Genomic DNA, 19,107 nt, shown 5'->3' on the forward strand with positions numbered 1-19,107 from the left:
TTACGCATCCTTCGAGGAGCTAGGAGTAACAGGAGCTGCTGGAACAACAGATAGCATCCTTTCCAAAGCGACTCGCGCCGGTGCCGCCACGGACTCAGAGACAGAAATCTGGTTAATCACGTTTCCAGACACCAGTTCTTCAAGCGCCCAGGCCAGGTAACCAGGGTGAATGCGATACATGGTGGAGCATGGGCAGATGACAGGGTCGAGGCAGAAGATGGTGTGCTGCGGGTACTGTGCTGCCAGGCGCTGAACCAAGTTGATTTCGGTGCCGATCGCAAAGGTGGATCCTGCGGGTGCTGCTTGAATGGCTTTCACAATGAAGTCAGTGGATCCGGAGGAGTCGGCGGCGTCAACAACTGGCATGGGGGATTCAGGGTGCACGATGACGTGAACGTCGGGGTACTCGGCGCGGGCTTTGTTGATTTGCTCGACTGTAAAGCGCTTGTGTACAGAGCAGAAACCGTGCCAGAGCAGTACTTTTGCGTTTTCTAGCTCGGAAACGGTGTTGCCACCCAGTGGTTTGTTGGGATTCCACAGGGGCATTTGATCGATCCCAATGCCCATGGCTTTCGCGGTGTTTCGACCCAAATGCTGATCGGGGAAGAACAGGACTCGTTGGCCGCGCTCAAACGCCCACTCAAGTACAGCACGTGCGTTGGAGGAGGTGCACACAATTCCGCCGTGCTCACCCACGAAACCTTTGAGCGCTGCAGAGGAATTCATGTAGGTCACAGGGATCAGGGTGTCATCGCCATAAATTGAGGTGAGTTGCTCCCAGCAGTCTTCGACGGAATCAAGGTCAGCCATGTCTGCCATGGAGCAACCTGCGGCCAGGTTGGGGAGGATCACTGATTGTTCATCCGTGGACAACAGGTCAGCGGTTTCAGCCATGAAGTGCACACCGCAGAACACAATCGCTTCCGCTTCGGGGCGGGTTTTGGCAGCGCGGGCAAGTTGGAAAGAGTCACCAACAAAATCTGCGTGTTGGATAACTTCATCGCGCTGGTAGAAGTGTCCTAGGATAACCACCTTGTCACCCAGGGTGTCTTTCGCTTCCCGGATCCTACGATGCAGTTCGTCATCACTTGCGCGCTGGTACTCCTCGGGGAGAACCTGCTGGCGCGGAGCATGCGCAGGGATCGGATCGTTTTGTGACGCGCCGGGGCCGTAGACATCCGGCATTCCCGGCTGGTCGAGGAACCAGGGTCCGTCTTTGAGTTCACTGTTGCAGCTATTGGCATTTTTCAGTGCAAGGTTGACAGATGGGGTGATTGAGGTGGTCATGATTGGGGTCTTTTCTTCTAAACGGTGGGCTGGAATGAGCGTCAGAATTTATCTTTGGAATCTGAACAGTTTGGGTGGGCGGTGCGGTGTTCCCGCAAGCACTTCGCCGGTGTCGATCAGATCGGGCGAGGTGGCCACGGATCTTCGGAAGTTGGCGGCATCGAGTTTGTGTCCAAGGACTGCCTCATGCACGGATCGAAGCTGGGCGATGGTGAAGGTTTCTCCGAGGAAGGAGTGGGCGATTTCGGAGTATTCCACCTTGGTGCGAAGTCGTTCTAGTGCATATTTGACGATGTCATTGTGGTCAAATGCCAGCTCAGGGAGATGATCGGCGGGAAACCACTGGACGTTTTCTCCTGGGATGGCTTTCAACGCTTCATCGGCTCGGACAAGTGCCCAATACACCACAGAGATCACGCGTCCGGTTGGGGAGCGGTCGACTTTTCCGAAAGTGTAGAGCTGTTCTAGATAGCTGGGGTGCAGGCCGGTGGTTTCTGCGAGTGTGCGGGCAGCAGCATCTTCAAGTTCTTCATGTGGTGGCAGCCAACCGCCGGGCAGTGCCCATTTATTTAAATGTGGTTCGCGGGTGCGCGGAACGAAGGGGGTCCACAGGCTGGGGAGATCCTGGGGGCCGGGGCGCAGCGCGAAGATGATCGTGGATACGGCCATCTGGATTTCAGGTGAAGCGGGCAAGAAACCACCTTAGGGTCAATCTGACTTTAACTGTTGAGCTATCTTACAGTCACTTTGACTCTAAGGGAAGTGTTTCGCTTCAACCCGTACAGGTCTAATATGTCGGGAGTCTTGTTTTAAGCTCTTATATAACCTGTATAGGAAAGCGAAAACCTCATGCTTGCAGTGCTATTCGGGGTGTTGGCCGGTGCCATCATGCCTTTCCAAACTTCGGTGAATAATAGATTGCGTCAGTCCGTGGGAGCACCACTGCTGGCGTCTTTTATTTCCTTTTTGGTAGGAACTTTTTCACTCCTGGTTGCAACGTGGATCACCAGTGGGCACCCGTATCCTGCTCTAGGAAATACAACTGGCCAACCGTGGTGGATTTTCACCGGTGGCATGTTGGGGGTTGTGCTGCTGACGGGAAACATTTTGCTGTTTCCCCGAGTCGGCAGCGTGCAGACCGTTATTTTGCCCATCTCCGGACAGATCATCATGGGCCTAATTATCGATACAACTGGCCTGGCACATTCGCCTCAAGCACCGTTAACCCTGGTCAGGGTGTTGGGTGCTGCTGCGGTACTTGTTGGATCGCTGGCCGCAGTGGGAGTGTTCTCTAAGAAAAACATCGGACAGACCCAATCCCAAGGTGCCTCCATTTGGTTGTGGCGCCTCTTCGGAGTGGTGATGGGTATGTGCCAAGCAACCCAGGTTGCAGTCAATGGTTACTTGGGAACTGTCCTAGGATCCCCCATTGAGTCAGCACTGGTGTCTTTCGCTGTTGGCACCACCGCGCTGTTTATTCTGCTGTTGGTCACCCGAACCAAGTGGCGTGGAATCAACGGCGCTGGGCAGAAAAACCCATGGTGGATGTGGATCGGTGGCGTCATCGGCGCGACTGTTATTTTCAGTACTGCTTACCTGGGACCGATCATTGGCACTGGTGTTACCGTGGTGGTTATGTTGCTGGGCATGATGTTGGCCAGCCTGATGATCGACGCTTTTGGAATCCTTGGCAGCCCGCGCCGCCACATTCACATCGCGCAGCTTCTCGGGCTCGTGGTGATCATCCTCGGCGTAACAATGATCAGAATCTAAACCAAGAATCTAAACCAAGAATCTAAATTTCCAACGACTCTCCCTTTTCAAGCGGCGAGTATTCCGAGCCATAGGTTTCACCAAGATGCGTTAAGAACTTCTTGTTGATCGCCAAACCGCGATCATTAACAATGCCATCGTGAATGCCGATGAAACGCTTTGGTGGAAATTTCTTCAAATAGCCTTCCACATCCAGCATTTTCACCCAGGGGCCGTTGACAGGAACCAGGGCGAGTTCGACATCTTTAATGGGCTGGAAGGTATCGCCGGGGTGGAGCACTCGGCCGTTGATTAAGTATCCAACGTTTTCCGCGATCGGAATGGAATGGGTGAGCATCGCATGTTCAGAACCAAGAACCTCAACGGATAGGGACCCAACGGTAAAGTTTCGGCCGTGTTCCACGATGTGGCATTCTACTGGAATTGAATGTGCTACTGATCGAGGCGCGTAAATCGTCATGCCGGGCTTGAGCAACTCGGGATCAACGTGATCGGCATGATTGTGGGTGATCAGGATGGTCGCGCCATCTAGATCTGGGGCACCAAAAGTACCGGGATCAATAATGATTCGATCGTTTCCCTGTGAGATCTCAACGCATGCATGGATGTGGCGGGTGATTTTCATATCACCCATCTTGCCACCCGCGAGCAACCAAGTTAAGGCCTTTTAGACTTCGGCAAGGTGGAAATTACCAGTTCATAGGACTCTTCCACGAGACCTTCGATGAAGTCTTTCGTGATCCGTTCACCATCGCTAATGCTCAGCCAGTGCACTTTGTTCATGTGATATCCAGCCTGGATGGTGGGGAAGCCACTGCGTAGTGAAGCGCCAATCTCGGGGTCTGATTTCAGCGTGATAATCGGCTCATCATTTAGTATCGTGAGCAACAAAAATACCTTGCCCCGCACTTTGTACACTTCGTGCTCGGGTCCGAAAGGAAACTCTTTGGTGCTCAGGGGAAGAGTCGCCGCGTGCGCTGCAGCTACCTTGTGCAGATCCATAGAAACTATTGAACTCGCTTAGTCCACTCCTCGGTGGCGTATTTGGTTTTTACTAGGTCGTGGCCTGCCGCGAAATCTTCATCGCTGAGCTCTACTTCTAGCGCGCCGTACCTAGCACTGAATGTGGACTTGAGGGTGTCGATAATCTGCTCACGTGATGCACCTGTTTGGCGGCGCAGGGGATCAACTCGCTTCTTTGCGCTGCGAAGACCCTTGTCGGAAATCTTCACCTTTCCAATGCGCAACACCTGGGTCATCATGTCCGCATCGATGTCATAGGACATGGTCACGTGGTGGAGGACTGCGCCACTGCGACGTTTCTGGGCAGCGCCACCGATTTTTCCGCCGGTGGAGGTGATGTCATTGATAGGCACGTACCAAGCGTCAACACCGTGTGTCTTCAGCGCAGCAATCACCCAACGATCCAAATATTCATAGGACTGCTCATAGCTCAAACCAGCAACGAGAGATTCCGGTGCATACAGGGAATAGGTGATGCAGTTGCCGCCCTCCATAAACATTGCACCGCCACCAGACATGCGTCGTACCACGGTCACACCATGTTCATCAACGCCTTCTTGGTTGATTTCATTGACATATGACTGGAAACTACCGATCACCGTGGCGCGATCATCCCAATCCCAAATACGCATGGTCGGGCCACGCTGACCGCTAGCGACTTGGTCCAAAAGGAGTTCATCTAACGCAACGTTAAGGGGAGTGGGCAGGACTCCGGGGTGCAGAATCTCCCATTCATAATCGGTGAAATCTTGCGCGCCGGTGACAGCTCGACGTACAGCTAAAGCAATATCCGCAGTGCTAAAGCCGTGTAGTTCAACGTCATCATATTCCGCCAACGCTGCATCCAACTTTGCCTGCAAACGATCAGTGTTATCACCCACCGACGCCCCCTGCAGCGCCCGGCCAAGGGCGAAGAATGCCTCATCGGGTTCGAGGAAGAAATCGCCGGAAATCTTCACGTCAGCAATGGAATCCAGATCGGTGGTCACATCAACGACGACAAGCTTTCCACCAGGTACTTTGAGCTCAAAATGGTTATTCATGCGCCCCACAGTAACCGAATTTGCTAAAGAGATTTTGCTTGTCGACGCGCCCCTCCATCACAGTCATCCCGCCGCAGGCGGGCGTCGAAAAGCGGCGACCTGCGGATCTGTGACCCGCGCCATAAAAAGGTAGGATGGTGGGTGGAAAAATTCCGCAGCTTCTCAGCAACTTTTTTAAAGGGAGAAACCCATGGTCGGCACGATTTCCACCTACATCACATTCAAAGAAAACACCGCAGAAGCTCTAAAGCACTGGCAAGAAGTTTTTGGCGGAGAACTCAATCTCTTGTCCTACGGCCAGGCCACTTTGGAAGCTTTGCCGTTTGATCCTCCAGCGGATGCATTGGCACACGGCGTACTCACCTTGGACAATGGTGGTTTGATCTCAGGTGGTGATTCGATTGAGGGGCAACTTCCAATTCGGGACACAGCGTACTCCATGTTGTACAACGCAGAGTCGGTTGAAGACGGCCGCGCGAGAATCGATAAGATTGTCGCCGCTGGAGGCGAGGAAACCATGAAATTTGAGCAGGCTCCGTGGGGCGGCTCGTATGGTCAGGTTTTCGATAAATTTGGCGTGATGTGGAGTATTTCCGCAGACTAAAAGCCCAAAAAGATCGTGCATTTTCAATTTAAAGAAAATGCACGATCTTTGTCGATTCCGCAGTAAAACCTAAGCGTTCTCGCGATGCCTCAGAGTCTTCGATGCGGAGAAAATCAGCGCGCCCAGCAGACCGACGCCAGCGAAAGCGAAGAAGCCCCATGGGTAAGCAAGGTTGGCACTGACAAGCAGACCACCAAGCAACGGGCCAGAGATGGCGCCGAGGCGACCAATTCCTGCGGAGAATCCCATGGCGGTTGCGCGCATCTTGGCAGGGTGATTCTCACCAACGAAGGCGTAGATGAGTACCTGGGAGCTGAACACAAAGATGCCGGTGAGCAGCACGATGCCATACAGACCGATCAGTGGCATCCGGACAGCAAGCAACGCGAGGGAAAATGCAGAGAACACGAACCATACGAGTGCTGTTTTGCGAGGGGAGTTCTTATCGGCAATTCGCCCTGCAATATAAAGGCCGATCACTGCGCCGATGTTGAGCACCATGAGGAATCCAAGCGAGTTACCCATGTCGTAGTCTGCTTGGCGCATGATTTGTGGCAGCCATGTGTTCAGGCCGTAGACCAGGAGGAGCCCCATGAATGAGGTTCCCCAAATCGCCAGGGTGTTGCGGCGGAACGAGGGCTTGAACAGGGAGGAAAGTGAGGAGGACTCGCCAAGTTCTTCTTCGTGTTCGCGATCAAGATCATCATCCAGGGAAAGTCCATAAGATGCTGCAACTGCCTGCGCCTCATTCAACTTGCCGGTGATTTTGAGGTACTGCGGGGATTCTGGGAGGAAGAAATACAGCAGTGGCAGCAGGATCAGTCCTGGCACAGCACCTGCGATGAACATGGAGTGCCAGCCAAAGCCGTCGATAAGGAAGAGACCAAGGAAAGCGGTTGCTACTGCGCCGACGTGGTAGCCGGTCATCAAGGTGGTGGATGCAGAGCCCGCTTTGGTGCCGGGGCGGAACTCGGTCACCATGGCAATTGCGGTGGGGAGTGCTCCACCAAGGCCAACACCTGCGAGGAAACGCCACAGGCTGAAGAGCTGGACGTTGGTGGTGAATGCCAGCAGGAGGGTGAATACAGAAAACACTGCCACAGAGAACAGCATGACGCGGCGTCGACCCAGACGGTCAGTTAAGAAACCAATGGTCAGTGCGCCAATGGTCATGCCGACGAGGCCGATGGTGGAAATCTGTGTGGCCTGTCCAGCAGTGAGATCCCACGCGGGATCCTCCAGCATGGACGGGATTGTTGCGCCCAGGACGACTAGGTCAAAGCCGTCGAGGACAATTGCGAACCACAGGAGTGCGAGAACTGTTCCGACACTTTTGGTTGCGCGGGTTGGGGTGGTCGTTGACACGAGCGTTTATACCTCGAAGCGTGGTAGGTCGCGCCCAACGTACTGCTCTGCGAGGTAGCGTTGGCCGGATTGGGATTCTAGGACGGAGCGCAATTCAGCGAATCGGCGCTGGGTGGCAAAGTGGTCTTCGCCGGGTACTGCGTGGAGCATGGAGCTCATCCAGTAGGAGAAGTGCTGTGCTTTCCAGATGCGGGGGACTGCCAGGGAGGTGTAGCTATCGAGCAAGCCGGTGTCCTTCTTCTTCAGGGCACGAACCAGTGCTGGCGCGAGTACTGCGACATCGGCAACAGCCAAGTTGAGGCCCTTAGCTCCGGTTGGCGGCACGGTGTGTGCAGCATCGCCAGCAAGGAAGAGGCGTCCCTTTTGCATTGGTTCGGTGACCGCGGAGCGGAAACGCAGCACGGCCTTGTCAAAGATGCGCCCTTCAGACACGGTGATGCCAGGGGAGTCCGCACGCAGGTGCAGCTGTTCCCAAATGCGGTCATCGGACCACATGTCTGGGGTGTCGTCAGGGTTGCACTGCAGGTAGTAGCGCTGGATTTCATCGGTACGGGTGGAGATCAGCGCAAAGCCCTCAGGGTGGGTTGCGTAGATGAGTTCCTTTTGGGTTTTTGGTGCTTCCACCAAAATGCCGAACCATGCGTAAGGGTATTCATGGCGGGCGCGCACGCCACCGTCTTCGGTGATCAACTTGCGGTAAGGGGAGTTGGAGCCGTCAGCTGCGATGACGTAGTCGGCGGTGATGGTGGTGGAGGAACCATCGGCTTCGGTGTAGGTCACTTTGGCGAGGTCGCCTTCGTAGTTTTCTACGGAATCAACAGTGGTGGTGAAAAGGAGTTCGCCGCCGTCTTCGATGCGCTTGGCAATGAAATCCTTGAGGTATTCGTGCTGCGGGTAGATCGCAACCTTGTGGCCGGTGAGTTCGGTCAGCGGAATGCGGGTGCGCTCATTGTTGATGGAGATGTCGATTGCTTCATCGTGATCGGCTTCTGCTTCCATGCGTGCGCCGACTCCGGTTTCGCGCATCAGATTCAGGGTGCCTTGTTCCAGGATGCCTGCTCGGACGGTTTCTTCGACGTCCTTGCGGGTGCGGGATTCAAAGACGATTGATTCCACACCTTGAAGGTGGAGGAGGTGGGCGAGGGTTAGTCCTGCTGGTCCTGCGCCAATAATTGCCACTGGTACGTGGTTCATGGGGAACTCCTTTCATTGACCCACTGGAGGTGAAGTCCATTAAATGGTGCACCTCACAGTGATTTGGGACTCAATGTAAGTGAAAGTGCATTCCGTGACAACCTGTTCGCCTTGCGAACCAGGCATTTTCTGAGGTTGAAGTCACAGCCAGCGGAAAAGCGTTTCAGCTCACGCTGCCAGGGTGTAATTAGGGGTGTGTGTCAGGGGTTGGGGTGGTTATGTATTAATCTAGGTCAGTTTCTAGGATTTCCAATTGGTTTAAGCTATTGTGAACGCGTACTTAAATTTCATAGACACGGGTGCTCGGTGAAAATCCGGGCTGAGATCTGGCATAGCCACGACCGTCGAACCTGATCCGGATAATGCCGGCGATAGGGAGGAAAAATATGGCTAGTCCTGCCATGCAAAAAACTAATCAACCAAAGTCTTCTTGGCGTGTTATTGACATCGTCATCGCATCCGTTTTGGGTGTCGCCTGCGGATTGATTTTCATCGTGTGGAATTCCATCGGCTACGCCTGGACCACCGCATTTCACGCACTCACACCAGGCCTTGGCGGCATCGCCATTGGTATTTGGCTGCTCGGTGGTGTGCTCGGTGGGTTGGTTATCCGCAAGCCGGGTGCCGCAATTTTCGTTGAAGTAGTGGCCGCATGTGTCTCTGCAGCGCTTGCTTCACAGTTTGGTATCTCCACCATTTACTCCGGCTTGGCGCAGGGAATCGGCGCTGAAATCATCTTCGCGCTGTTCCTCTACCGTCGCTACAGCCTGCCCACCACCATGCTTGCAGGTATGGGCGCAGGTGGCGGCGCAATTTTCCTGGAAATGTTCTTCTACGGAAACCTCGCAAAGACGATGTCCTTCAACATCATCTATTCCACCACTGTCCTTATTTCCGGTGCGATCCTTGCCGGCCTGCTCAGCTGGTACCTGGTCCGCGCGTTGGCGAGGACTGGTGCACTTGATCGTTTCGCCGCTGGCCGCGAGGTATAAATGACCACCGCACTTGGAACGCGCGTTGTTGCGCGCAACTTTGGCTACCGCCATGCTTCCCGGGAAAACCCCGCGCTCAAAGACATCAACTTCGAGATCGCACCTGGTGAACGCATCCTGCTCACCGGCGCTTCCGGCGCCGGAAAATCCACGCTACTCGCCGCGCTCGCTGGCGTTTTAGGCGGTTCTGATGAGGGCGTTTCTACGGGCGAATTGCTTGTCGACGCCCCCTCCATCGGTTTGGTTCTCCAAGACCCAGATTCCCAAGTCATCGCCTCCCGCATCGGCGATGATGTGGCGTTTGGCTGTGAAAATCTCCAAATTCCGCGCGAGGAAATCTGGCCACGGGTGGAACGAGCACTTGAATTGGTGGGCTTGGATCTACCACTGAGCCACCCCACGAAATATCTTTCCGGTGGCCAAAAACAACGCCTCGCTCTTGCCGGTGTGATCGCCATGGGTGCTCGTCTGATTCTGCTTGATGAACCTACCGCAAACCTTGATCCTCAAGGCCAAAAAGATGTGGTCGCAGCAGTGGATCGCGTTGTTCAGGAAACTGGAGCAACACTCATCGTGGTGGAACATCGCCATGAGCTGTGGGTCAACATCATTGACCGGATCATCAGTATTACTGACGGCGAAGATGTCCAACCTGCAGAGTTGATCAAGGTGGGCCAGTTGCCTGGGGCGCAGCCGTCGACAAGCAAACCGATCTTGTGGGCGAATGATTTGCTGTGCACCTGGGGCGGCCTGCGTAGTTTTGAGGTGCCGGAAGGCGCCTCGACGGTGATCACCGGGCCGAATGGCGCTGGAAAATCCACACTTGCGCTGACCATGGGTGGATTGCTTCCGCCGAAAAGTGGGCAGCTGGAACTCTCTGACACGGTGCGCGGCGGCCTTAACACGCCCCCGCACAAGTGGCGTTCAGCTGATCTAGCTGCACGTATTGGCACTGTCTTTCAGGATCCAGAGCACCAATTTGTGGCGCGCACTGTGCGTGATGAGCTAGAAATTGGGCCGAAAATCATGAAAGTCGATGCAAGCGAGCGCATCGAGGAGCTGCTTGATCGTTTGCGCCTCCGCCACTTGGAAAACGCCAATCCGTTTACCTTGAGTGGTGGAGAAAAGCGCCGCCTATCTGTGGCGACAGCCTTGGTGGCAGCACCGAAACTTCTCATTTTGGATGAGCCTACGTTTGGCCAAGATCCCGAGACCTTCACAGAGCTGGTGACGATGTTGCGTGAATTAACAGACAACGGAATCAGCATTGTGTCAGTAACCCATGATCCTGATTTCATCGCAGCGCTGGGCGATCACCACATTGAGGTGAGCGCGAAATGAACCTGCTGAGCAAAATTAATCCCGTCACCCGCATCATCGCGTTGATGGTACTGACCACGCCGTTGCTGCTGAGTTTGGATGTGATGTCGGCAGCGATCGCGCTGGTGGCAACCATTATTCTGGCGCCATTTGCCGGCGTGACCTGGAAGATGCTGCTGAAACGTGGCTGGATGCTGTTCCTCATGGCACCGGTGGCTGCATTATCCATGGCGCTTTATGGCAGGCCGGATGGAAAAGAGTACTTTAGCTTCCTGCTCATTCACGTCACTGATAATTCACTGGCTTTGGCAGCTGCCATTGGGCTGCGTGTTCTGGCGATTGGTCTGCCCGTTGTGGTGCTGATTGCTCGCATTGATCCCACCGACCTGGGCGATGGTTTGGCGCAGCTGCTGAAACTGCCTGAAAGGTTTGTCATCGGTGCTGTGGCAGGAAGCCGACTGATGACGCTTTTTCGGGAAGATTGGTACTCCATGTCCAGGGCAAGGCGTGCCCGCGGAATTGCTGATCAGGGCAAGATCAAGCACTTTTTCACCATGACTTTTGGTTTGTTGGTGCTCTCGCTTCGCCGTGGATCCAAGCTTGCAACGGCGATGGAAGCACGCGGTTTTGGTCGCACGACTGGCCGCACCTGGGCAAGGGAATCCACCGTCGGCGCGCGCGATCTGGTGCTCATCTTGGTGTGTGCTGCCATTTCCGCGATCGCCCTCACGGTGTCCATTCAGACTGGTTTCTTTAAGTTCTTGGGCACATGATCACAGTTTTAATTGATGGACAATCCGGTGCGGGCAAAACCACCTTGGCGGGTGAGTTAGCTGCCCGCACCGGGTTTCAGTTGGTTCATTTGGATGACTTTTATCCTGGTTGGACTGGCCTTGAAGCTGCATCGAAGATTGTCGCATGCCATGTTTTGGACGCGGACAACCCCGGTTTCTTCACGTGGGATTGGCACAACAATTGCCAAAGCGATTGGGTTTCGTTGGAGCCTGGCCGCAGTCTCATCATTGAGGGTTGTGGATCAATAACTGCTGCAACAAAACGCAAGGCATCGCTGTTGGGCGAGGTGGTGACCGTTCGTATCACTGGTCCTGAGGCTTTAAGAAAACAGCGCGCCCTCAACCGCGATCCTGATTACGCACCATTTTGGAAAGTGTGGGCGCAGCAGGAGCAACGCCATTTCTCTTTAGGCGTTGAGGTGGATCATGAGATTGTGCTAGGTTCTGATGAGGCTTCGGGACGACCCGAAGAAATCTATGACAGCCTGGGAACGGCCCAGAGTTCTTAAGAAAGTTTGACTAGAGAACATGCCGTTTTCTTGGCTAAAACCAATTGATTATGCCCGCATCTTTGTCGGCTGGGTATCGATTTTTATCATCCCCCTCATCACACTGCCATCAATTATTGAGTTGGCGCTGATCGTGGCAGTCATCCTATTCTGCGCATTTGGCGTCGTGAAGATGGCGGAGCGTTTGGCTCATATTTTGGGTGATCCTTTTGGATCGTTGATCCTTACCTTGTCGATCGTGATCATTGAAGTGATTTTGATCTGTGCGGTGATGCTGGGGCCTGCTGATTCAACCACTGCTGGTCGGGATTCCGTGATGGCAGTGTCCATGATCATCATGGGTTTGGTCGTGGGATTGTGCCTACTCATTGGTGGTTTAAGGCATGGAAGCATGCCACACAATGGGGTGGGAACTCCGACCTACTTGGTGCTGATCGCAACTTTTTCCGTAATCGCTTTTGCGGTTCCAGCTTTCATGGGAGAATACTCCACTGGGCAGGCACTTGTAATCGCGGTGCTCACAGCAGTGGTGTACGGGTTCTTCCTGTTTCGCCAAATGGGCGCCCAAGCTGGTGAATTTCAAGAGGTGGAGGTCGCCGAAAAGGCAGACGACGCAGCAAAATGGGAAGTCCCCTTTAGAAGTTTGATCTTGATTGTTACTGTGCTCCCCATCGTGTTGCTGTCCCATGACATGGCCACGGTGATGGATGAAGTCCTGGCAAACCTCGGAGCACCAGTGGCTATGGCCGGATTGATCATTGCCACCATCGTCTTCTTGCCAGAAACCATCACCTCCTTAAAAGCCGCGTGGACAGGGGAGATTCAACGAGTAAGCAACCTCGCGCACGGAGCCCAAGTATCAACGGTGGGGCTGACGATCCCATCTGTTCTAGTGATCGGCGTGATCACAGGTCAGGACGTGATTTTGGGGGAGAGCCCAATTAACTTGTTGCTATTGGGCACCACTATTGCGGTGACATCCATTGCGTTTAGTGCCAAGAAAGTTAGTGCTGTTCATGGCTCAGTGCTGCTCATGCTGTTTGGTGTTTACATGATGAGCATGTTCGCCTGATTTAGGTAGCCTGGTGGCCATGAGTGCACTAGAAACTTTGCAATGGTAGGACTGGTGAAGCGTTTTAGTTGTGGTAGCTCACCCGGATGATCCGGAGTATGGGCTGTCCGCAGCTGTAAAAGAATGGACCGATGCTGGGGTGGAGGTGTCTTACCTGCTGCTCACCCACGGGGAGGCAGGTATCCAAGGTTTAGACCCTAAAGAAACCGGGTCATTGCGCGCTGCGGAAACAACGTGCCGCGTGTGATCAGGTGGGAGATAGAAATCTCACCATTTTGAATCACCCAGATTCCATGTTGGTGTACAACCTGGTACTGCGCAAAGATATTGCTCGGGAAATCCGGATCCGTAAACCAAATGCTGTGGTGATATCCAATTTTGATGTAGAGGCCCACGGTGGTTTGAACCAGGCGGATCACCGCGTGGCGGGATTAGCCGCAATTGATGCCACCCGTGATGCCGTTAATCCGTGGGCGCAGCCAGAGCTGTTGCAGGAGGATCTGCAGCCGTGGGGAGCTGAAGTCATCATCATTGCCGGACACCCAGAGCCCACCCACACCATGGATCTGGCTAAAGATTCTGTTGATGCCGGAGTTGCATCCCTTCAAGCTCACAAGGAATACTTGGCCGCTCTTCCAGATCACCCGAAGCCTGAAGAGTTCATCCCAGCGTTTTTACAGGTGGAAGGTGGCTACGCAGCGGCCTTCCGAGTTTTCGGACGGTAAGCAGGGCGATACGTGATAGGCAGCTTATCAATCAGATAAGACCACAAAGCCCACACTGCACACAGGAGTAATACTTCCGCGACGATGTAGAATGGCCATCCTCCCAACAAATCCAGAATTGACGCTGATTCTGGTTCTGTGGAGAGGTACCCGTAGTTGGTTCCCAAAAATGCGTTGACGATGAGGCACATGATGCCCCAGCTAATCGCCACTGCAACGGACATAACCACTCCGGACAGCCCTGGTTTTTCTCCAAAAGCGAAAATGAGAATTATAGCTGCTAGGAACACAGAAATGTGCATAAACCAGTACATTAAAAACTCCAGCCAGGGAACCTGTAAATACTGAACATCTGGAGTGAGCAGTGACATCAGGTTGATCGTGGTGCCCCACAAAATAGTCACTGAAACTGCCCACCGCGCGCGATTAATCAATGCGATGGCAGCAATAATGCGCAATGCATCTGAGAAGTGGAATGGCCAAGATTGGTCCAGCGTGTAATAGCCGGGCATAAAATTCCACAGGTTCCCCAGAAGTGTTGCGATGAGTAGCACCCAGCCAAATGCCGGTGCGAAGTTGAATCGACGAGCAATGGGGACGACAAGAATCGACAAAACCACAGTCGTGATGAGCATTGAAATATGCTCGGTTCCGTACTGTGGCATTGCACCAAGAGCGCCTGAGTTTTCCATAAGAAACTAATCTACATAAGCTTTAAGGTGGCGTCCTGTTGGAGTATCAGTTTTGATGAGTTCCGCGGGGCTGCCCTCGAATACAATCGAGCCACCATCAGAACCTGCACCAGGGCCGACATCAATGATGTGGTCAGCGTGAGCGAGCACGCCGAGGTGGTGTTCGATGACGATGACAGATTTGCCGTCATCAACCAGTTGATCAAAAAGATCCAGCAAGGTTTTCACATCAGCGAGGTGCAGGCCTGTGGTGGGCTCATCCAAAATAAAGGTGGTGGCCTTGTCTGCCATGTGGGTGGCGAGCTTCAAACGCTGGCGTTCACCGCCGGACAACGTGGTGAGCGGCTGGCCGAGGGTGATGTAGCCGAGGCCGACGTCGACAAGCCTCTTTGCGATCTTTGCCGCAGGCAAAATCTTTGAATCTTTCGCCGCGAAAAACTCATACGCATTGGCAGCCGACAGCCCCAACACGTCCGCGATGTCCTTGCCACCAAAGTGGTAGTCCAACACGGACTCATCAAAACGCTTGCCCTCGCACACCTCACACGGCGAAGATACCCCAGCCATCATGCCCAAATCGACATAGACCGAGCCGGCGCCCTTACAGTTTGGGCACGCGCCTTCAGAATTGGGGGAGAACAGCGCCGGTTTCACATCATTGGCCTTGGCAAAAGCCTTGCGAATCGAATCCAGCATGCCTGTATAGGTCGCAGGATTGGAACGATTAGAACCGTGGATTGCGGTTTGATCGACAAACACAACCGACTCATCACGCGGAATCTCATGAATCAACGAGGACTTACCCGAACCTGCAACGCCGGAAATCGCCGTGAACACGCCGAGCGGAATATCGACATCCACATTGTTCAAATTATTTCGATCGGCCCCGCGGATCTCCAGGGCGCCATGCGGCGCACGCACGGATTCCTTCAACGACGCGCGATCATTAAAATGGCGGCCAGTCACGGTGTCGCTGTCTTTAAGCTTGTCGACGCTCCCCTCAAACCGAATTTCACCTCCACCCGCGCCTGCACGTGGCCCAAGGTCCACCACATGATCTGCAATGGCGATGGTTTCCGGCTTGTGCTCCACGACTAAAACGGTATTGCCTTTATCGCGAAGATCGAGCAGCAACTTGTTCATGCGTTCAATGTCGTAGGCGTGCAAACCGGCGGTGGGTTCATCAAAAACATAGGTGACGTCAGTCAATGCAGAGCCCAAATGGCGGATCATCTTGGTGCGCTGTGCCTCACCACCAGACAACGTGCCAGCGGGGCGATCGAGTTGGATATAGCCCAAACCGATCTCCACGAAGTTATCTAGGGTTTCAGTCAGTGCGGTGAGCAGGGGAGCAACCGAGGGGGCTTCCACCGTTTTGATCCACTTGGCCAAATCACGGACCTCCATCGCGCACAACTCAGCGATGTTTTTGCCATTGATCTTGGACTCCAAGGCATGTGGAGCTAATCGAGTTCCCCCACACGCAGGGCAAGGAATGAAGGTAACCGCTCGATCCACGAACGCACGAATATGCTTCTGCATGCCTTCGCGATCCTTAGACAACATGGATTTCTGAATGCGGGGGATAATCCCCTCATAGGTCATGTTGATGCCAGCGATCTTCATCTTGGTGGGCTCAAGATAAAGGAAGTTGTGGCGTTCTTCCTCGGTGAAATCCTTAATAGGCTTGGCAGCATCAAAAAGGCCCGATTCCGAATACATCCGATAACTCCATCCACCTGGGGTGTAACCGGGAATGGTCAGGGCGCCGTCGTTGAGGGAGAGGGAGGCGTCGAAAAGCTCTTTGAGGTCGATGTCTGAGGCCCTGCCCATGCCCTCGCACGCTGGGCACATGCCACCCGTGCGTTTGAAGGTAGCTTTCTCCCGCTTGGTGTTTCCGCCCTTTTCCACCGTGATGGCGCCGGATGCGGAAACAGAGGGGACGTTGAAGGAATAAGCTCCCGGGCCACCCGCGTTAGGTTCCGCGATTCGAGAAAACAAAATGCGCAACATCGCGGTGGCATCAGTTGCGGTACCCACCGTAGACCGTGGGTTTGCGCCCATCTGCTCCTGATCGACGATGATCGCCGTGGTGATGCCTTCCAAATGGTCAACATCGGGCCTTGCCATCGACGGCATGAAACCTTGCACAAAAGTGCTATAGGTTTCGTTGATCAACCGGCGTGATTCCGCAGCAATTGTGCCGAACACCAGCGAGGACTTGCCAGATCCCGACACACCCGTGAACACGGTGAGACGCCTTTTAGGGATGCGCACCGACACATTTTTGAGGTTGTTTTCATTCGCACCGTGGACCGAAATCCAATCATGGGAATCAGCTTTTTGCATGTGTCATATCGTACCGTTTGCATAGGCCTGTTCGCGCTTGGTGAACCTTTTCTAGCACCAAAACAAAACTCTCCCTAGTATGGGGTCCATGGCTAAAACACATTTTCAAGGCAACGAAACTGCGACCTCCGGCGAACTGCCACAGGTCGGCGACAACCTCGCAGAGTTCAACCTCGTCAACACCGAACTGGGCGAGGTCTCCTCAAAGGACTTCCAGGGCCGCAAGCTTGTCCTGAACATCTTCCCATCCGTTGACACCGGCGTTTGTGCAACATCAGTCCGCAAGTTCAACGAGGCAGCAGCAAGCCTGGAAAACACCACCGTGCTGTGCATCTCCAAGGATCTTCCATTCGCACTGGGCCGTTTCTGCTCCGCAGAAGGCATCGAGAACGTCACCCCAGTATCCGCATTCCGTTCCACCTTCGGTGAAGACAACGGCATCGTGCTCGAAGGCTCACCACTTAAGGGTCTTCTTGCACGCAGCGTCATCGTCGTCGATGAAAACGGCAAGGTTGCTTACACCCAGTTGGTTGACGAGATCTCCACTGAACCTGATTACGACGCTGCACTTGCTGCGCTGAACTAATTTACTTCGCTCACGGTAATTTCTGATGAAGCTTCGGTGGTCTCCACCGGAGCTTCAGTTGTTTCGGGTTCAGTTTCGGGGGTGGTCGACGGAGCTAAGAGAGGTGAAGTTTGTTCAGAGGTCTCTGAGGGTTCGTCGGTTGCTACAGGTTCGCTTGGCTCGGTGGGCTCGGTTGGTGCTGTGGGGTCGGTGGATTCTGGATCTTCCGGCCCGATAATCCACGTTGGGGGAAGAGCAATGATCGGCGAGTTAGTAGTGGGAGCTGGTCTTCCCGTTGAGGTTTTACTGTCGTCACCATCGTCAATTGCGTGGCGACTCTGCGACGTTTGAGCTGGAGTTGTAATCGATTCAGATGCAGGCTGCACTATCGACGGTCCAAGAGCTGTCACTGCGCTTTCTGAAGCGGAATTTTCTCGTGTGAGTGGCAGAATGGATCGATCTAGCCATGAGCGGAACGTCGAAACCGGTGACTGCCCAGAGGCGATCGGTGGTGAGGCGAACATTTCAGAGTTTTGCAGCATTGATGAGCTCGGGGAATTCGGCGAACTTGGTGAATTCAGTGCGCCTAGTGAGTCCAGTGAGGTAGGTGAACTTGGCGGCCTGTTAGCTAACGTTGTTACCTGTACGTCGGGTTGAGCATGGTTTTCCAGGCTGCCCTGAGGAATCAAGGTATCAGCAACCAGGAATATGATAATCGGAAGTGTCGCGAGTAATCCGACTGACGAGGCCAAGTTCCAACGCTGAGTATTAGTTGACTGAATTCTCTTGAAAAGAATTACTACTGCCAGCACAAAAAGCATCAAGCTAATGACTGCGAGCAGCATCGCACTATGATCACTCAACTTGTCAAAGGGAATAACGGCGAAAAGACTAAACATCCCCACGCCACAAGCAACATGAGGGCTGTACTTAACTGCGGTGTCCGACAAAGACAGTGCCTTTTTGGACAGCGTTTGTGGTCGCAGAATCTCGTCTGAAAGGAGCGCTGTCGCCTTCACATAATTTTGGGAATCTGCCTCTTTAGGTATCAACCGAGGGATTTTTAAAACCTCAAGGCGATGCTGCTTCTTCGACCACAACTCCAGTGGGAGAACGTCAATCTCGAAGGATGTTTCACCGTTCTCCCGGACTACGTGGCCGAGCACCGTGGGGGTGAGACCATTTGCATTTGAGAATTTCACAGCAGAGCTTAGTGCTGAGGCGTCATCAAAGTTTAAGATGCCACATTCTATTCCGTTATAGGAGACAATTAGGGCTTCTAAATCAAGCCTCAGCCCAAAAAGAATCGTGGAGCCAAGTGAGAAATCCTCAAACAGGGCATTAACGGTGGGCTCAACGCGCCACATTCTGCCTAGCGGTAAGAGGTGGGAATCAGCTCGTGGAGGATCATTGCTGATGAGCCCGAATTTTAGGTTTGGAAGAAGAACTGAAGCGAGAGATCCTTTACTCGGTGTGAGAAGTAGTTGGCTGGAAATCAGGTGGCCAGAGGCAAAAATTCGAGACAATTGAGAATTCAACAGGAACTGGGACTCTGCAATCACCCCGAGAAATTCATCTTGAACCCAAACACCGATTTTTGTTGCGGATTCTATTGGTGCGAGAAGCGCTTCGACGATGAGTTCGCCTTGCTCAGGTTTCACAATAGCGCGTAAGACATGCCAATTGACGCGCTCGAGAGCGAAATGTTGGGCAGTCTGTGCAGAGAAGAAGAGGTGAAGGGGATAGATGTCACCGTCGAAATCAAGCTGAGGAGTGCCTGTTGAATGGGTATACATTGGG

General features: G+C 53.7%; 18 protein-coding genes, 1 pseudogene and 1 riboswitch. Of the genes and pseudogenes, 9 read left to right on the forward strand and 10 right to left on the reverse strand.

Annotation, left to right across the window (positions count from 1 at the left end; translation table 11 throughout):
• Together nadA and KW808_RS05910 are read right to left on the reverse strand one after the other, a co-directional pair.
• Positions 1-1,287: a quinolinate synthase NadA gene (nadA, locus tag KW808_RS05905; protein WP_004568048.1), complete on the reverse strand. Its 1,287-nt coding sequence runs from the start codon at positions 1,285-1,287 to the stop codon at positions 1-3.
• 48 nt (positions 1,288-1,335) lie between these two features.
• Positions 1,336-1,980 (reverse strand): NUDIX hydrolase, encoded by a 645-nt coding sequence (locus tag KW808_RS05910; protein WP_004568047.1) that lies wholly within the window; start codon positions 1,978-1,980, stop codon positions 1,336-1,338.
• A 156-nt stretch (positions 1,981-2,136) separates the two neighbouring features.
• Here KW808_RS05910 and KW808_RS05915 point away from each other — a divergent pair, with 156 nt between their 5' ends.
• Positions 2,137-3,060, forward strand: coding sequence for a DMT family transporter (locus tag KW808_RS05915; RefSeq protein WP_004568046.1), 924 nt, complete (start codon positions 2,137-2,139; stop codon positions 3,058-3,060).
• A gap of 22 nt (positions 3,061-3,082) precedes the next feature.
• Here KW808_RS05915 and KW808_RS05920 read toward each other — a convergent pair whose 3' ends face one another.
• Genes KW808_RS05920 through lplB form a run of 3 tightly spaced genes read right to left on the reverse strand, consistent with a single transcriptional unit; the run spans position 3,083 to position 5,126 of the window.
• A complete protein-coding gene (locus KW808_RS05920) occupies positions 3,083-3,685 on the reverse strand; it encodes an MBL fold metallo-hydrolase (protein WP_004568045.1) in 603 nt (200 codons plus the stop codon).
• A 32-nt stretch (positions 3,686-3,717) separates the two neighbouring features.
• A complete protein-coding gene (locus tag KW808_RS05925) occupies positions 3,718-4,062 on the reverse strand; it encodes an MmcQ/YjbR family DNA-binding protein (protein WP_004568043.1) in 345 nt (114 codons plus the stop codon).
• 5 nt (positions 4,063-4,067) lie between these two features.
• A complete protein-coding gene (lplB, locus tag KW808_RS05930; RefSeq protein WP_004568041.1) occupies positions 4,068-5,126 on the reverse strand; it encodes a lipoate-protein ligase small subunit in 1,059 nt (352 codons plus the stop codon).
• Between the two features lie 190 nt (positions 5,127-5,316).
• On the opposite strand from lplB, the gene KW808_RS05935 reads away from it, so the two are divergent.
• A complete protein-coding gene (locus KW808_RS05935) occupies positions 5,317-5,730 on the forward strand; it encodes a VOC family protein (protein WP_004568039.1) in 414 nt (137 codons plus the stop codon).
• Positions 5,731-5,799: 69 nt separating this feature from the next.
• Here KW808_RS05935 and KW808_RS05940 read toward each other — a convergent pair whose 3' ends face one another.
• Entirely contained in the window at positions 5,800-7,095 is a 1,296-nt protein-coding gene (locus tag KW808_RS05940) for an MFS transporter (RefSeq protein ID WP_003862126.1), read from the reverse strand.
• Between the two features lie 6 nt (positions 7,096-7,101).
• Positions 7,102-8,289, reverse strand: a complete 1,188-nt coding sequence (locus KW808_RS05945; protein WP_003858582.1) for a 4-hydroxybenzoate 3-monooxygenase — start codon at positions 8,287-8,289, stop codon at positions 7,102-7,104.
• A gap of 285 nt (positions 8,290-8,574) precedes the next feature.
• A riboswitch (TPP riboswitch) is annotated at positions 8,575-8,684 on the forward strand.
• On the opposite strand from KW808_RS05945, the gene KW808_RS05950 reads away from it, so the two are divergent.
• From KW808_RS05950 to KW808_RS05975, 6 genes and pseudogenes are all read left to right on the forward strand, one after another.
• The gene (locus KW808_RS05950) at positions 8,676-9,281 is read left to right on the forward strand and encodes an ECF transporter S component (RefSeq protein ID WP_003858584.1); all 606 of its coding nucleotides are present in this window, start codon (positions 8,676-8,678) and stop codon (positions 9,279-9,281) included. (Overlaps the previous riboswitch by 9 nt.)
• Complete coding sequence (locus tag KW808_RS05955) at positions 9,282-10,622, forward strand: ABC transporter ATP-binding protein (protein WP_003862124.1); 1,341 nt, start codon at positions 9,282-9,284, stop codon at positions 10,620-10,622. It abuts the gene before it with no gap.
• Complete coding sequence (locus KW808_RS05960) at positions 10,619-11,374, forward strand: energy-coupling factor transporter transmembrane component T family protein (RefSeq protein ID WP_003862122.1); 756 nt, start codon at positions 10,619-10,621, stop codon at positions 11,372-11,374. Before KW808_RS05955 ends, KW808_RS05960 begins: the two co-directional genes overlap by 4 nt.
• Positions 11,371-11,904 carry a nucleoside/nucleotide kinase family protein gene (locus KW808_RS05965; RefSeq protein WP_003862121.1) on the forward strand — a complete coding sequence of 178 codons (534 nt, stop codon included), beginning with the start codon at positions 11,371-11,373 and terminating at the stop codon, positions 11,902-11,904. The genes KW808_RS05960 and KW808_RS05965 overlap by 4 nt, the downstream gene beginning before the upstream one ends.
• Positions 11,905-11,923: 19 nt before the next feature.
• Positions 11,924-12,976 carry a calcium:cation antiporter gene (locus tag KW808_RS05970; protein ID WP_003862119.1) on the forward strand — a complete coding sequence of 351 codons (1,053 nt, stop codon included), beginning with the start codon at positions 11,924-11,926 and terminating at the stop codon, positions 12,974-12,976.
• Positions 12,977-13,046: 70 nt separating this feature from the next.
• A pseudogene (locus KW808_RS05975) lies at positions 13,047-13,701 on the forward strand (PIG-L deacetylase family protein).
• Here the strand turns inward: KW808_RS05975 and KW808_RS05980 are convergent.
• Together KW808_RS05980 and KW808_RS05985 are read right to left on the reverse strand one after the other, a co-directional pair.
• Complete coding sequence (locus tag KW808_RS05980; RefSeq protein ID WP_003862117.1) at positions 13,668-14,393, reverse strand: YwaF family protein; 726 nt, start codon at positions 14,391-14,393, stop codon at positions 13,668-13,670. The pseudogene KW808_RS05975 and the gene KW808_RS05980 overlap by 34 nt on opposite strands.
• 6 nt (positions 14,394-14,399) lie before the next feature.
• Positions 14,400-16,742: an ATP-binding cassette domain-containing protein gene (locus KW808_RS05985; RefSeq protein ID WP_003862115.1), complete on the reverse strand. Its 2,343-nt coding sequence runs from the start codon at positions 16,740-16,742 to the stop codon at positions 14,400-14,402.
• Positions 16,743-16,830: 88 nt separating this feature from the next.
• Between KW808_RS05985 and tpx the strand changes: the two genes are divergently transcribed.
• Positions 16,831-17,328, forward strand: coding sequence for a thiol peroxidase (gene tpx, locus KW808_RS05990; protein ID WP_003858595.1), 498 nt, complete (start codon positions 16,831-16,833; stop codon positions 17,326-17,328).
• Here tpx and KW808_RS05995 read toward each other — a convergent pair.
• Positions 17,325-19,103 (reverse strand): hypothetical protein, encoded by a 1,779-nt coding sequence (locus tag KW808_RS05995; protein ID WP_034983665.1) that lies wholly within the window; start codon positions 19,101-19,103, stop codon positions 17,325-17,327. The genes tpx and KW808_RS05995 overlap by 4 nt on opposite strands.
• Between the last annotated feature and the right edge of the window lie 4 nt (positions 19,104-19,107).

Origin of the sequence: [Brevibacterium] flavum (assembly GCF_019317305.1) — a bacterium.
In the GTDB taxonomy this organism is placed as follows: domain Bacteria; phylum Actinomycetota; class Actinomycetes; order Mycobacteriales; family Mycobacteriaceae; genus Corynebacterium; species Corynebacterium glutamicum.